This window comes from Chryseolinea lacunae (assembly GCF_016735595.1).
Classification (GTDB): Bacteria; Bacteroidota; Bacteroidia; order Cytophagales; family Cyclobacteriaceae; genus Chryseolinea; species Chryseolinea lacunae.
This window is the reverse complement of sequence record NZ_JAERRB010000006.1, coordinates 40525-55122: the sequence shown is the minus strand read 5'-3', so window position 1 is coordinate 55122 and position 14598 is coordinate 40525. Positions and strand designations below refer to the sequence as shown.

Sequence of the window (14598 nt, the reverse complement as noted above, 5' to 3'; positions counted from 1 at the left end):
ATGAGTACTACCATTCTGGCAAAGACAAAAATTGGCTACAAGCTGCTTGCCGGCATCGTCATCACATTACTGTTGATTACGGCAGCAGCCGTTTCGGCCGCGCCGCTAGCTGGCGCGAAAAAGACGGTAGCGTTTGTTCCGGCCAATGTGGCGCCGGTTTTGGCTGGCATCGAACCGGGGGCGTTGGCCTATGCCGAAGGCGCCGCCGCCACATCAATCACGGCCAACATCACCGTGGCCGATGCAGACAATGCGAACATGGTGAGCGCCACGGTGCAGATCACCGGCAACTATGTGAGCACCGAAGACGTGTTGTCTTTTACGAACGCCTCGGGCATCACCGGCACCTGGGATGTCTCTACCGGAACCCTCACCCTCACCGGTTCGGCCACCAAAGCAAATTACCAAACGGCGTTGCGCGCCGTGAAATATCAAAACACAAATACAGACGCGCCATCCACTACCGCAAGAACCTTGAGCTTCACCGTGAACGACGGAACGGTGAACAGCAACACCGTGTCGCGCAACATCAACGTGAGTGGTGTGAACGATGCACCCGTGCTCTCCGGCATCGAGATGACAAACCTTGCCTACAGCGAAGGGCAAGCGGCCACACAAATCACATCGTCGATTGCCGTTTCGGATGTCGACAACGTAAACATCGCGAGTGCCACCGTAGTGATTTCTGCCGGTTTTGAATCCGGCAAAGATGTGCTGGCGTTCACCAACGCGTTTGGCATCACGGGTTCGTTTAGCGGGAGCACGCTCACGCTGAGCGGTGCTTCGTCACTGGCCAACTATCAGGCCGCATTGCAGTCCGTCACGTTTCAAAACAACAATAACAACAATCCCTCCACGACCACCCGCACCATCACCTTTAGAGTGAACGATGGCGCTACAAACAGCACCACCCTGTCGCGCAACATCACCTTCACGGCCGTGAACGACGCACCGGTGCTGGCCGCTATTGAAGCCGCTGCCCTGACGTTTAGCGAAGGCGGCGCAGCAAAAAATATAAGCGGCGCCATCACAGCGGTTGATGTCGACAACGCAAACCTCACCGGGGCAACCATTCAGATCACCGGCAACTTCGTGGCCACGGAAGATGTGTTGTCGTTCACCACGGCCAACGGCATCACCGGCACTTTCGACGCGGCCACGGGAACCATTGCATTGACCGGCACCGCGACCGTGGGCAACTATCAAACGGCCCTGCGCAATGTGCTCTACAAAAACACCAACACCGACAACCCTTCATCGTCCACACGCACGCTTAGCATTACCGTGACAGACGGCACCGACGCCAGCAACACCGTGACACGAAACATAACCGTCACTCCGGTGAACGACGTGTCGGTGCTGTCGGCGGTTGAACCGGCGGCCCTTTCTTATACCGAAGATCAGGGAGCCACCACCATCACCTCAACCCTTGCCATCGCCGATGTTGACAACACCACGCTGGCCAGTGCCACGGTGCAAATCAATGCGCCCGCTTACAACGCATCGCAGGATGTGTTGGCATTTGCAAACGCGTTTGGCATCACCGGTTCGTTCAACAGCACCACGGGAATTTTGACACTTACCGGTGTCGCCTCTTTGTCGGACTATGAAGCTGCGCTGCGTTCGGTGACGTATGAAAACACAAACCATCTGGCACCGTCCACCACCACACGCGCGGTGGCCTTTAGAGTGAACGATGGCAGTGGCAACAGCAACACCATGATCCGGAACATTACCATTGCCGTGGTAAACGACGCGCCCGTGTTGGCCGCAATTGAATCGGCCGACATGGCCTACACCGAAGACCAAGCTGCCACCGCCATGACTACGACCCAAACGGCAAGCGATGGCGACAACACCAACCTGGCCGGAGCCACCATCCAGATCACCGGCAACTATGTGAGCACAGAAGATGTGTTGTCTTTTACAAACGCCTCGGGCATCACCGGCTCGTTCAACGCCACGACCGGCACCATGACATTGACGGGTAGTGCATCGGTTGTAAATTATCAAAACGCATTGCGTGCCGTACGATACAAAAACAGCAACCTGGCCACGCCATCGCCGGCAACACGGACCGTGAGCTTCACCGTGACAGACGGCAGCCTGAGCAGCAACACCACCACGCGGAACATCACGGTGACACCCGTGAACGACGCACCCACCGTGGTGGCCGACAACGTGACCACGCCGGAAGAAACCACCATCACCATCGACGTGCTGGCGAACGACTCGGATGTGGACGACACTATTGACCCGACCACCCTGGCCATCACCGTGTCGCCGGTGAACGGAACAGCATCGATCGATCCGGTGAACGGAAAGATCACCTATGTGCCCAACGCAGAATTCAGCGGCACCAATACCATTAAGTATACGGTGAAAGACGTAGCCGGGACAACATCACTGGCGGCCACAGTCACCATCACCGTTTCGCTGATCAACGATGCGCCTTCCTTCACGATCGGTGCAGACCAAACGGTGACAGAAGATTTTGGAACACAAACCGTGACCGGTTGGGCCACCAACCTCAACGATGGTGATCCGTTCACCACGCAAACCCTCACGTTCACAGCCACGGCCGCCAACACAGCATTGTTTGCCACGCAACCCGCCATCAGCGGCACAACCGGAACGTTAACATTCAAGCCGGCCAACAACGCGAATGGTTCAACGACCGTTACCGTGACGCTGAAAGACAACGGCTCGAACACGGCGCCCAACGTGAACATCAGTGCGTCACAAACCTTCACCATCACGATCACAGCTGTGAACGACGCACCCGTGGGCGTGGACGATTTTTATAGCACAAGTTCCAACTCGGCATTGACGGCCAACGCGCGCACCAACGACACCGACACAGAGAACAACACACTCAGCCTGTCGCCTGCACCATTGGTGCCACCGGCACACGGTTCGGTGGTGATCAACGCCGTGGGAACGTTTACCTACACACCCGATGGTAGCTTCACCGGCACCGACACGTTTACGTATCAGGTATGTGACAACGGCACCGACAACGGCGTGCCGGCCTCGCGCTGCGGACAGGCCGTGGTGTCGATCACCGTGAATCCTCCCAACGCGAGCTACAACATTGTGGGAAACAACTCCATCGAAACGGCACCCGACTGTTTTATTCTTACCAAAGCGTTGAACAATCAGCAAGGTGCCGTATGGAACCGGAAGCCGCTGGATTTGCGCTATTCGTTTGAATTGAATTTCAATGCCATCTTCAGCGCACCGGGCACCGTGAACGACGCCGGTGCCGACGGCATCATCTGGATGTTGCAACGCGACGACACCCCGCCGCCACTGAACGTGGCCGGTTCGCCCATTGATGCGCGGGGTTCGGTTGGAGAATATTTAGGGGTGGGTGGCATTTCACCCGGCATCGGCATTGAAGTGGACACGTATCAGAACGCCGGCGAACCGGCATACGATCACATTGCCATCAGCAAAGACGGCGACGTGTATAGCATTCTGGCCAGCCCCGTGCCCGCCCTTGTTGACGGCACCAACACACCACTCGATATTGAAGACGGTGTGGAGCATACTGTAAAAATGTCGTGGGATAAACCTTCGAATACATTCAAGGTATACTTCGACGGCGTGGAGCGCATCAGCTATAGCAACGACATTGTGGCCAGTGTTTTTGGTGGCGATGCCACGCATGTGTATTGGGGATTCTCGTCCAGCACCGGAGGGAAGAACAACTACCAGGGCGTTTGCGGCATCACCATGAATACGACCAACCTGAACCCGGTCACAACAAACGATGTGGTCGCGGTAGACGAAGACCAGTCGGTGACCGCTTCGTTTCTGACAAACGACATCGATCCTGAAAGCGGTGTGTTGACGGCGACGGCCGAAACAAAAACAACAACCCACGGCTCCGTAGTGATCAATGCCGACGGAACGTACACCTACACCCCGGCGCACGACTACAATGGAACCGATTCTTTCACCTACCAGATCTGCGACGACTTTTCTACCTCGGGCTGCACAACGGGCACTGTGAACATCACCATTGCTCCCGTGAGCGACAATCCGGTGGCAACGGCCGATGCGTATCCGCTGAATGAAGATGTGACGTTGAACGTTGCCGCAGCGGGCGTGTTGACAAACGACGTGGATGCCGATGGCGACGTTCTGACCGCACTGCTGGTGAGCACTGCCACGCACGGCACGCTGACGTTTAACGCAAACGGAAGTTTCAGCTATGTGCCTGCCGCAGACTATAATGGCACCGACAGCTTCACATACAAAATCAACGACGGCGTGAACAACTCGAATATTGTTACGGTGAGTCTGACCATCAACCCGGTGAACGATGCCCCTGCCGCAGCCAACGATGCGCCAACCGTTCAGGAAGATTCCCAGGTAGTCATTTCTGTGTTGGCGAACGACGTGGATGTTGACAATGCCATTGATGCAACTTCGGTGACGCTGGCTACTTTGCCCGCACACGGAACTGCCGTGCTGAATGCAACAACGGGTGTAGTGACCTATATGCCGGATCTGAATTATTACGGCACCGACTCGTTTACCTATACCGTGAACGATGCAACGGGTGCTACTTCGAACACCGCCACCACGAACATCACGGTGACGCCGGTGAACGATGTGCCCGTGGCCTTTAATGACAACGCTGTGCTCGATGAAGACACGCCCACAACGATCGATGTGCTGGCAAACGACACGGATGTTGACAACTCGCTGGCCCCAGCGTCGGTGCACGTGGTGAGCGCGGCCGCTCATGGCACGACGACACTTGATGCGACAACCGGTGCAATCTTGTATACGCCGGCAAAGGATTACTTCGGCGCTGATTCCTTCACCTACACAGTGAAAGATGTTGACGGCGGTGTTTCTAATGTGGTGACGATTTCGCTGGATGTGCACCCGGTGAACGATGCGCCTGTGGCAGTGAACGACAATGTCGGCACCCTGGAAGAAACGGCGGTAATCATTACCATACTCGCGAACGACAGCGATGTTGACAATGCCCTGGATGCATCGACGGTTACACTGGTGGATGCGCCCGCGCACGGCACGGTTTCGATCGACAATGTTTCTGGAAAAATAACCTACACACCGTCCAATGCCTATCTGGGTGGCGATGCATTTAGCTACACCATCAGCGATGCATCGGGTGCCGCATCAAACGTGGCGGCGGTGAATGTTTTGGTGACGCCCCCCAACCGCAAGCCCAACGCGGTAGACGATGGCCCGATCGTGCACAAATTTTTGATCCCGCTTGCCATTGACGTGCTGGCCAACGACAGCGACGTGGACAACACCCAGAGTGAACTCACCCTGGTGTCGGTGACGCAGCCTCAGGTAGGCTCGGTGAGTATTGTGGACGGCAAGGTGGTATATCAACCCTCGGGTACGGAGTCGGGCGTGGTGACATTCACCTACACCATTTCCGATCCGGCAGGTCTGACCGACGAGGCCACCGTGACCATTGAGTATGTGTATCAACCCCTCACGGTGTCGGAAGGATTTTCGCCCAACAACGACGGCAACAACGATGCCTGGTATATCCGGAGCATCGAAAGCTTCCCCAACAATTCTATTAAAGTGTTTGACCGTTGGGGACTGCTGGTGTATCAGGCAAGTCACTATAACAACACGTCGGTGATCTGGGATGGACGCTCTAACGCAGGGCAGGAGTCCGGAAAGCTTTTGGATCAGGGAACGTATTTCTATGCGCTAAGCCTTGGCGAAGAAACAAAATCGATCAGCGGTTACGTGATGATTGTTCGATAGGTACGCTATTTTACTGGAGCCCGGGAAGCATGACCGTTCTACACGGTTGTGCTTTTTCTTTTTCTAAGAGATCGTCATTTTTTTTAATATCCCCAACGGGATCGGTAGGGTATAAATTTTTTGAAAGCGATCGTGACGCGCTACTTTTGGTCCAAAAGTTGTTTCATAAGAAAGGCTTTACGTGCGTAAAGCCTCCGTTTGTACATGATACGATTAGCTTTAACCAACCAACTCCTATATGAAAAAGTTACTACTCCTGGTGGTCGTACTGATCCCCGCGTTTGCCCATGCGCAATTCAACAAGGGCGATGCTTTTTTGGGCGGCACCATTTCCGGTTCGTCCGACTTCTCGAATAACCTGAGCGTGTCGCCCTTCTTCGGCTTTTTTCTGAATTCCAAAATTTCCCTGGGTGGCCGCGTCGAATACGGTTCGACGCGCTCAGAGCAAAACCTCACCGCAAACGACGGCAGCACGAGTCACCTTGTTACAAGTACCAAAAGCTTTTTTGTCGCCGTGGTCGGTCGTAAGTATTATCCCCTCTCCGATAAATTTTTCTTTGCCCTTCAAGGCGAATTGAACTATGGCAGATCGAATGTGATGAATGAGAACAATGGCGTGGAAAGCCATGACGACGTGTATTCACTGGGCCTCAATGTGAAGCCTGTCTTCGCTTACTTTCCATCACCAAAGTGGGGTATTGAAGGCAGTGTGGGAAGCTTGGGCTATACCTTCAGCAAGGCTCTTTCCGGTTCTTCCAACCACATCGCCTCGCTTGACGCCGGCACTGTTACCCTGGGGTTTGCCTATTACTTCAGGAAATAATCGCTCCTTCTTCAAACCATTTATTTACTAAAGAATCTGCACCCTTATGAAATACATATTACTCATACTTTTCCTGTTGCCCGTTGTGGCAAAGGCACAATTCACCAAAGGCGATGTGTACGTCGGCGGCACCCTCAACGGGTCGTTCAATAAAAATGCTGCCAAGGAGATCGCTCCTTATCGTACGTTCACCGATAGTCGTAGCATCTGGATTTCGCCGCTGGCGGGCTTCTTTTTGTCGGATCGATTTGCATTGGGTGCCAAACTTGGCTTGGGTTTGTCGAAAAGCGAAAACGAATCTACGTTCAACAACAGCACGGCAAAAAGCAGAAGTTATGCTGTCGGCACAGTGGGCAGATACTTTTTTCCGATCAATGAGAAATTTATGTTTGCGCTCACGGGCATTGTCAACTACTCACGGACACGCGATGAGTACCAGGCCAACGACAGTGAGGCCGACGTCAACAAATACTACCTGTTGTCGCTGAACATCAATCCGACCTTTCTTTACTTTCCCTCCAGGCGTTGGGGCTTCGAGGCCAATATCGGAAATATTGGATACGGGCACTTTCACCATTTGGGAGAAGGCAGGTCCAGTGATAGTTTTCAGGCCAGGTATGGATCCATTTCCCTTGGGGTTGCGTATTACATCAGAAAGTAACCTCCCCCATTCACTATGAACTTTACACTCCATCACCGAACACCAACCCTCACAGAATATCAGGTGTTGAGAAGCCTGGTGCTCTGGCCTGCGTTCGAAGAGCGTGCAGCACAGACGAGCCTCAATGCCACCCTTTTTGCCGTGGTGGTGGAAGCTGCCGACGGCCGCATTGCAGGCATGGGTAGGGTGATTGGTGATGGCGTGCTTTACTTTCACATTCACGATGTGATTGTGGCTCCCGACTTTCAACGGCATGGCATAGGCAAAATGATCATGAACGCCATCCTGACCTACACCGAAGCAAACGCGGGCCGAAATGCCCAGATCGCCCTGAGCAGCAGCAAAGGAAGGGAGCCGTTTTATCGCGCGCTGGGATTTACCGAACGACCTTCGGAAAGATTGGGTGCGGGCATGGTGAAAGTGAAATTCGTCGATTGACATTCTTCCGTTACTTTTGTTTCTCTCATCACCCCTATGAACCTCCTCTTCTTCTGTCCCCGCTGGGGAAGTGAACATTTGTCGTGGAACGATTTCTTTGCGAAAGTGAAGCACGCCGGCTATGATGGTGTAGAAATGTCGTTGCCGGAGGATGAAGCGGAGGGCAAGATAATTTCAGACGGTCTCCGCGAACATCAGCTCCGTTTCATCGGTCAGCATTGGGAAACGACCGACAGCGATCTGGACGTTCATGCCGAGGCGTTTGCCAGGCGACTGCGCCGACTGGCCAATGCACAACCGCTTTTCATCAACACACAAACGGGGAAAGATCATTTCACATTTGCACAAAACGAATCGCTGATATCGCTGGCCGCAACCCTTGCAAAGCAGACCGGAATACCCATCGTGCACGAAACACACCGCGGCAAATTCAGTTTTGCATCACACATCACAAAACAATACCTGGAAGCACTCCCGTCCCTTCGCCTCACGCTCGACGTTTCGCATTGGTGCACCGTGGCCGAAACGTTCCTGCACGATCAGCCGGAAGCGTTGGCCCTGGCCATCGGGCGCACCGATCACATCCATGCCCGCGTGGGCTTCACACAAGGACCACAGGTGAACGACCCGCAAGCACCGGAATGGAAAGAAGCACTTGACTTTCATTTGTCATGTTGGGATCGTGTGGTGGAAGATAAAAAACGCCGGGGTGTGAATACCGTCACGATCACTCCTGAATTTGGCGCCCCTCCATACTTGCCACTGCATCCCTACACGCTTACTCCGCTAGCCGACCAATGGGCTAGCAACGTGTTCATGATGGAACTTTTGAAAAAACGATATCAGGAATTCTAAAAATTGAGAAGGAGAGAGGCGTGGGGATCGGATAGCTTAACTCACCAAGGGTTTGCGTAGCGACGATCCGCGCACAATAAGCTGTGTCTTTAAAATTTCTGTTCGGGGCACCAGCACGTCGTCTTCACTTTCAATTTCATGCAATAAAAGTTGAACAACGGTTTTGCCGATCTCGTCGAGCGGTTGGGCCAGCGTGGTGAGGCCGGGTTCGATGAGCGCCGACGTGGGTTCGTTGCTGAAGCCCACAATGGCCAGCTCGGACGGAATTTTAATGCCTTTGCTTTTTGCGATGAGAATGGTTTCGATGGCCGCCGGGTCGTTGACAGCGAAAATGCTGTCGGGCAGGGTTGGGAGTTCCAGTAATTGCCGGGCTGCTGCCTGCGCGCTGGTCTTGGTGAGGTTGTAATACACAATCAGCTCGTCATACACCGGCAAGCCATATTTGCGAAGCGCATCGAGGTAGCCCTGAAGCCGTTGTTTGCCCACTTGCAGATTTTGCGGACCCGCCAAATGCGCAATGCGTGTGCACCCTTGCTGAATCAGGTGTTCCACACCACGATACGCCCCATCATAATCGTCAACCAAAACCTTCGACACATCAAGGCCATCGCAGATGCGATTGAACATGACAAGGGGGATGCCGGCGCGCTGAAACTTGTGAAAGTGGTCGAGACTTTTTGTCTCGGCCGTTACCGACGCCACCACGCCATCCACACGGCTGGCCATGAGCACGTTGGTGTTGGCAATCTCGGTGTCGAGCGACTCGTTCGACTGGCAGATGATGACGTGATAGCCGGCGGGGTTGGCCACCTGCTGTGCACCTATTATAATATAGGGAAAGAAGCTGTTGATGAATTCCGGCACGATGATGCCCAGCGTGAAACTCCGGCTCTTGGCCAGACCCAGCGCGAGCAGGTTGGGTTGATAATCAAGTTGGTGGGCCATGTCGAGCACGGCCTTGCGTGTGTTGGCATTGATGTCGGAGTGGCCCTGCAGTGCGCGCGATACTGTTGACTTTGAGATTTGCAACGCGCTGGCAATGTCCATGATGGTGGTTTGATGCCGGCGGTGGTGATGTGTTTCGGGCGAAAGGAGCGAAGGCTGCGTGAAATAGTAGTCGCACCGCTTGCAATAGAACCGTTGCTTACCCCTGATGATGCCCGATTTGGCAATGGCATCCACCTCCCCGCATTTAACGCATTTGATCATAGTCTCCCTCCTTTGACGGCGCGTTCCATGACTTTCGCCACGTGAAAAGTAGTGAAAAAAGCCGGCCGAAAAAAAGCTGCTATCGATTGAAATCGGGTATGACAAACCGGCACCGCACCTATCGAGAGCGGTTGCGAAAGCGCTCCCGGTACATTCTGAAACACGATTTCAATCGATTTCAATCGTTTTTAGAAAGTCCCACATTACATTTCCACCCATAATTTCAAATGCTTATGAGAAAATGTTCTACTGCAACGCGTGTTTTCCTGCTGCTGGGAATCATGCTGTATTGGCTCGGCAGTCCGGCGTCTGTGTGGGCACAGGGCGCTGCCCTGAAAGGCACCGTGAAGTCCGATGCGGGCGAGGTGCTGCCCGGGGTTAACGTGCTCATCAAAGGATCGTCGCGAGGCACCACTACGGATGGGGATGGCGTGTTTATGCTGGATAATGTGAAACCCGAAGATGTGCTCACCTTGTCGTTTATCGGCTACACCACACAGGAAGTGACGGTGGGCAACCAAACCACACTGAACGTGACCCTGGCCACCGATGTGGAAACCCTTAGCGAAGTGGTAGTGGTGGGCTATGGCACACAACGCAAAATAGAAACCACCGGCTCGATCGCTTCGGTGAAATCGGCCGACCTCGTGCAAACCCCGGTGTCGAACGTGGCGCAAGGCCTGCAGGCCCGTGTGGCTGGTGTGCAGATCACCCAGAACTCGTCGGCTCCCGGCGGGAACGTGAGTGTGCGCATCCGCGGAACAAACTCCATCAACGGCACATCGGAACCCCTATACGTCGTGGATGGCATCCAGATTGCCAACAGCGGAAACATCAACGATGTGAGCCCGCTGTCGACCATCAACCCCAACGACATTGAATCCATTGAAGTGCTGAAAGATGCTTCGGCCACCTCTATCTACGGTGCCCGCGGTGCCAACGGCGTGGTGCTCATCACCACGAAACGCGGAAAAAGCGGATCGACACGGGTGTCGTACGAAGGTTACTATGGCGTCCAGGAAGTGCGCAAGACGCTCGACATGATGAACGCGTCGCAGTTTGCACAGCTGGAAAACGAAGTTTTCAAAACCCAGGTGTATGCCGACCCCGCCGCCGAAGGACAAGGTGTGAACTGGCAGGACCTCATCTTCCGTTCAGCGCCCATCCAAAACCATCAGCTGTCGGTGAATGGCGGATCGGAAAAAACTCAACTCGCCCTGTCGATGAACTACTTCAACCAGGACGGTATCATCATCAACTCAAACTTTAAACGTTACTCGCTGCGTCTCAACATCGATCACAAAATCAACGATCGCGTGAAAATGGGAACCAGCCTCATGGGAAGCTTCAACATCAACAACGGCATCCCTACCGGCTCACAAACCGTTGGCGACGCCGATGTGGTGACAGGGAGTATTGTGGGTGCCGCGCTTGGCGCACCACCTACGTTGAAACCCTATCGCGACGACGGATCGCTTTTCCCCTTTGCCGAACAGCGCGACGGCCGCTACCGCGAAGTGACCAACCCATTGGGATTGGCCGCCATCAAGAACCGCACCGACCTCAAGCGCGTGCTGGTGAATGTGTATGGTGAAGCACAATTGTTGAAAGGACTTACCTATCGCGCCTCGTTCAACGCCGATGTGCAGGGAAGCATCAACAACTACTACTCGCCACGTTCCATCATTGCAACGAAGGATCTCAATGCTACATCAGGATCGGGCCGCAAAGAACATAGAAACGGTCTCACCTTGTTGCACGAAAGCATTCTTACCTACACCACGGTGTTGGCGCAGGATCATACATTGAAGTTCACCGGCGTTTTTGCCACGCAGACTTCTCAAAACGACGTCAACCTGATTCTTGGAAATGGTTTCCCGAACGACGCCACTACCAACGAGCGTCTGGAGTTGGCCAACACCGTGTCGACCAGCAGCTTCAAGTCGAAAGAACGCCTTGACTCGTATATGGGTCGCGTGAACTATGGCTATAAGGATAAGTACTTCTTCGACGTCACGGCCCGCGCCGATGGTTCGAGCAAGTTCGGCGCAAACTATCGCTATGGTTTCTTCCCGGCTGCATCGGCCGCATGGCGTATCATTGAAGAGAGCTTCATGCAGAACGTAACGTTTATCAGCGATCTGAAACTGCGCGGAAGCTATGGCCTCACCGGAAATGCCGGCGCCATCGATCCCTACAAATCATTGTCGCTTCAAACTACGGGTGGCGACTATCAATTTAACCACGGCTACACCAAAGGCCTGAGCCCTGCGGGTATCTCCAACCCGGATTTGCGCTGGGAAAAATCGTTGCAGGCAAACATCGGTCTGGATGTGAGCTTGTTCAGCGATCGCCTCGACCTGACCATTGATGTCTATAAAAAGACAACCAAAGATTTGTTATACGATCAATCGCTGCCATTCTCTTCGGGCTATCAAACCATGATTGCCAACCTGGGGGGCATCGAGAACAAAGGGATCGAGCTGTCGGCGAACGCGCGCATCATTTCGTCGGGCGATTTCAAATGGAATGTGGGGGCAAACTTCACCGCCAACCGGAACAAGGTTACCGACATCGACGGCAAGACACAGGAGAAGTTTATCACCACCTATACGCTATTAAAAGTGGGTGAACCTGTGGGTGTATTCAAAACGTATCTGTTCGACGGCATCTATCAAACCGGCGAGACCATCATTCCGGGTTCGGATGGACGCATCGGCGGAACAAAAGTGAAAGACTACAATGGCGATGGCCGGATCACATCCGAAGACCAGGTGATCACCGGCAATCCCAATCCGAAATTTATCTATGGCATTTCCACGAATGTGTCGTATAAGAATTTTGACCTCAGCATATTTCTTTCGGGCACGTACGGCAACAGCATCTACAACGTGAGCCGTGCCTCGTTCGAAAATCCGCTGGGACAACGCAACCTGCTGGAAGGTGTGGTAGATCATTGGACGGCCGACAACCCAAACAACGAGTACGCAAGCCCGTTACAGGGTGGCCGTCTGCCGATATCCGATCGTTTTGTAGAAGACGGATCTTACCTGCGCTGCAAAAACATCACACTGGGCTACCGTCTGCCGACGATAAAAGGTGTGAGCAGCATCCGTGTGTATGTGAGCACGAACAACCTGTTCACCATCACCAAATATTCCGGCTACGATCCGGAGGTGAACACCTACGCAGGTTCCAACACAACCATTGGTGTTGACAACCTGGTGTACCCGCCGGCTAAATCATTTTTGGGTGGTGTGCAGGTAACTTTCTAAACGACCGCTATTCCCAACTCACGAACATTGATACTACTATGAAATACATTCATTCATTTCTCCTTCTGCTGTGCTTTGTCGTTGTGATGCTGAGTGCTTGCAAGCTCGACGAAGAGCAGTATGTGTACTCGTCTATCTTTACCACAAACTTCTACAAGACATCGTCCGATGCTGAGGCCGCCATTGCAGCAGCCTACGATCCGATCGCCGACATGTATAACGGACCGGCGGCGGTGCTGGTGTCTGACTTCAGCGCCGATCAAACCTATCCGCGCGTAGCCGTTTCGCGCAACACGCTCACGTTGTTTACCTACGACGTGAACTACACGGCGCAGCGCACGGCCGGTCGCTTGTTCGAGTCGCCACAACAAATCTGGATTTCGTGCTACGACGGCATTGAAAAGGCAAACCGCGTGATCGAGAACGTGCCCCGCGCCACCATGGACGCCACACGCAAAAAAGAAATCATCGGCGAAGCGTTTTTCCTGAGGGCTTTCTATCACTGGATGGCTACCAAAAATTTTGGCGACGTGGTGATCAAAGTAAAAGCGAGCGAGCTGATCTCGGATGCATTTTTTCCGAAGAGTGCAAAGGCCGACGTCTACAAACAGATTTATAAAGACCTTGACTCGGCCACAGCAAAATTGCCTGTGCACACGGCGTCGTTGGTGAAAGGCCGTGCGTCGAAAGAAGCAGCGCTGGCCTTGTATGCGAAGGCGGCACTCTATAATGAAGACTGGGCTACGGCCGTGGCAAAAGCGCAGGCTGTGTTGACAAACCCTTACCTTACGTTGATGACGAATGTGCTCGACGTGTATGATGTGACGAAAGAAGACGCTGCCCGTGTGGAAAACATCTTTGCTTTCGAAGCGGAGTCTACAGCGTCCGTCACCGGTTCCACTTCAGCACGCAGTCACCAGATGGTGGGACTCTGCGGCCCTCCCGGCAGCAACGGTCCCAAGTATGGTCTGACAACGTTCGGCTCTTTCTTTGCCTACCAGTCTTTCTTCAACTCGTTTGATCCCGATGACAAACGCAGGCTGTTGCTCGACACCACGTATGTTGACAAGACGGGAAAAACTATTCCGCAAAAGAGCATCACCACCATCACCACGAAAGGTGTGTTGGTTAAAAAATACATGGACCCCATTTCCACATCGGGCAACACCAACAACATTCCGATTCTTCGCCTGGCCGATGTTTACCTCATCGCCGCCGAAGCCGAAGCGCGTCTGAATGGTCCCACGACGCTTGCCTATGGTTTCATCAAAAAAGTGCGCGACCGCGCTGGCCTCGAAGACCTTGATGATGCGTTGGGCACCGACGCGTTTGTGGACGCCGTGATTCAGGAACGTTCATGGGAATTTTTCTCGGAAGGCGACCGCTGGTATGACCTGACCCGCACCGACAAATTCATGACCCTCATTCCGCTGGCCGTGAGCGACTATTATCCTGTGCGCACACCACAACCCAAAAACAAATATTTCCCCATACCACAGGACGAGCTGAACGCAAACACCTTGTTGGTACAGAATGATCCCTGGAAATAGAACGAAACCGTGCGC

Annotated in this window: 8 protein-coding genes; 7 read left to right on the top strand and 1 reads right to left on the bottom strand. The window is 53.7% G+C overall.

Annotated features, from left to right (window positions below; translation table 11 throughout):
* The 5 genes from JI741_RS17930 to JI741_RS17910 all read left to right on the top strand — a co-directional run bounded on the left by JI741_RS17930 (position 1) and on the right by JI741_RS17910 (position 8549).
* The gene (locus JI741_RS17930; protein WP_202012150.1) at positions 1 to 5772 is read left to right on the top strand and encodes a tandem-95 repeat protein; all 5772 of its coding nucleotides are present in this window, start codon (positions 1 to 3) and stop codon (positions 5770 to 5772) included.
* Positions 5773 to 6010: 238 nt separating this feature from the next.
* The gene (locus JI741_RS17925) at positions 6011 to 6595 is read left to right on the top strand and encodes an outer membrane beta-barrel protein (RefSeq protein ID WP_202012148.1); all 585 of its coding nucleotides are present in this window, start codon (positions 6011 to 6013) and stop codon (positions 6593 to 6595) included.
* Positions 6596 to 6641: 46 nt separating this feature from the next.
* Entirely contained in the window at positions 6642 to 7256 is a 615-nt protein-coding gene (locus tag JI741_RS17920) for an outer membrane beta-barrel protein (protein ID WP_202012146.1), read from the top strand.
* Positions 7257 to 7271: 15 nt separating this feature from the next.
* Entirely contained in the window at positions 7272 to 7694 is a 423-nt protein-coding gene (locus tag JI741_RS17915; RefSeq protein WP_202012144.1) for a GNAT family N-acetyltransferase, read from the top strand.
* 36 nt (positions 7695 to 7730) lie between these two features.
* Positions 7731 to 8549, top strand: a complete 819-nt coding sequence (locus JI741_RS17910; RefSeq protein ID WP_202012142.1) for a sugar phosphate isomerase/epimerase family protein — start codon at positions 7731 to 7733, stop codon at positions 8547 to 8549.
* A 36-nt stretch (positions 8550 to 8585) separates the two neighbouring features.
* Here JI741_RS17910 and JI741_RS17905 read toward each other — a convergent pair whose 3' ends face one another.
* On the bottom strand, positions 8586 to 9758 hold the full coding sequence (locus JI741_RS17905; RefSeq protein WP_202012140.1) for a LacI family DNA-binding transcriptional regulator: 1173 nt from the start codon (positions 9756 to 9758) through the stop codon (positions 8586 to 8588).
* Between the two features lie 233 nt (positions 9759 to 9991).
* On the opposite strand from JI741_RS17905, the gene JI741_RS17900 reads away from it, so the two are divergent.
* Both JI741_RS17900 and JI741_RS17895 read left to right on the top strand, forming a co-directional pair.
* Entirely contained in the window at positions 9992 to 13033 is a 3042-nt protein-coding gene (locus JI741_RS17900; protein WP_236676149.1) for a SusC/RagA family TonB-linked outer membrane protein, read from the top strand.
* A 38-nt stretch (positions 13034 to 13071) separates the two neighbouring features.
* Positions 13072 to 14583, top strand: a complete 1512-nt coding sequence (locus tag JI741_RS17895; protein WP_202012138.1) for a RagB/SusD family nutrient uptake outer membrane protein — start codon at positions 13072 to 13074, stop codon at positions 14581 to 14583.
* The last annotated feature ends 15 nt before the right edge of the window (positions 14584 to 14598 follow it).

What these genes read in the sequence shown, in the direction of transcription:
- JI741_RS17930 (WP_202012150.1), top strand. Translation starts at nt 1, where the DNA reads ATGAGTACTACCATTCTGGCAAAGACAAAAATTGGCTACAAGCTGCTT.
- JI741_RS17925 (WP_202012148.1), top strand. Translation starts at nt 6,011, where the DNA reads ATGAAAAAGTTACTACTCCTGGTGGTCGTACTGATCCCCGCGTTTGCC.
- JI741_RS17920 (WP_202012146.1), top strand. Translation starts at nt 6,642, where the DNA reads ATGAAATACATATTACTCATACTTTTCCTGTTGCCCGTTGTGGCAAAG.
- JI741_RS17915 (WP_202012144.1), top strand. Translation starts at nt 7,272, where the DNA reads ATGAACTTTACACTCCATCACCGAACACCAACCCTCACAGAATATCAG.
- JI741_RS17910 (WP_202012142.1), top strand. Translation starts at nt 7,731, where the DNA reads ATGAACCTCCTCTTCTTCTGTCCCCGCTGGGGAAGTGAACATTTGTCG.
- JI741_RS17905 (WP_202012140.1), bottom strand. Translation starts at nt 9,758, where the DNA reads ATGATCAAATGCGTTAAATGCGGGGAGGTGGATGCCATTGCCAAATCG.
- JI741_RS17900 (WP_236676149.1), top strand. Translation starts at nt 9,992, where the DNA reads ATGAGAAAATGTTCTACTGCAACGCGTGTTTTCCTGCTGCTGGGAATC.
- JI741_RS17895 (WP_202012138.1), top strand. Translation starts at nt 13,072, where the DNA reads ATGAAATACATTCATTCATTTCTCCTTCTGCTGTGCTTTGTCGTTGTG.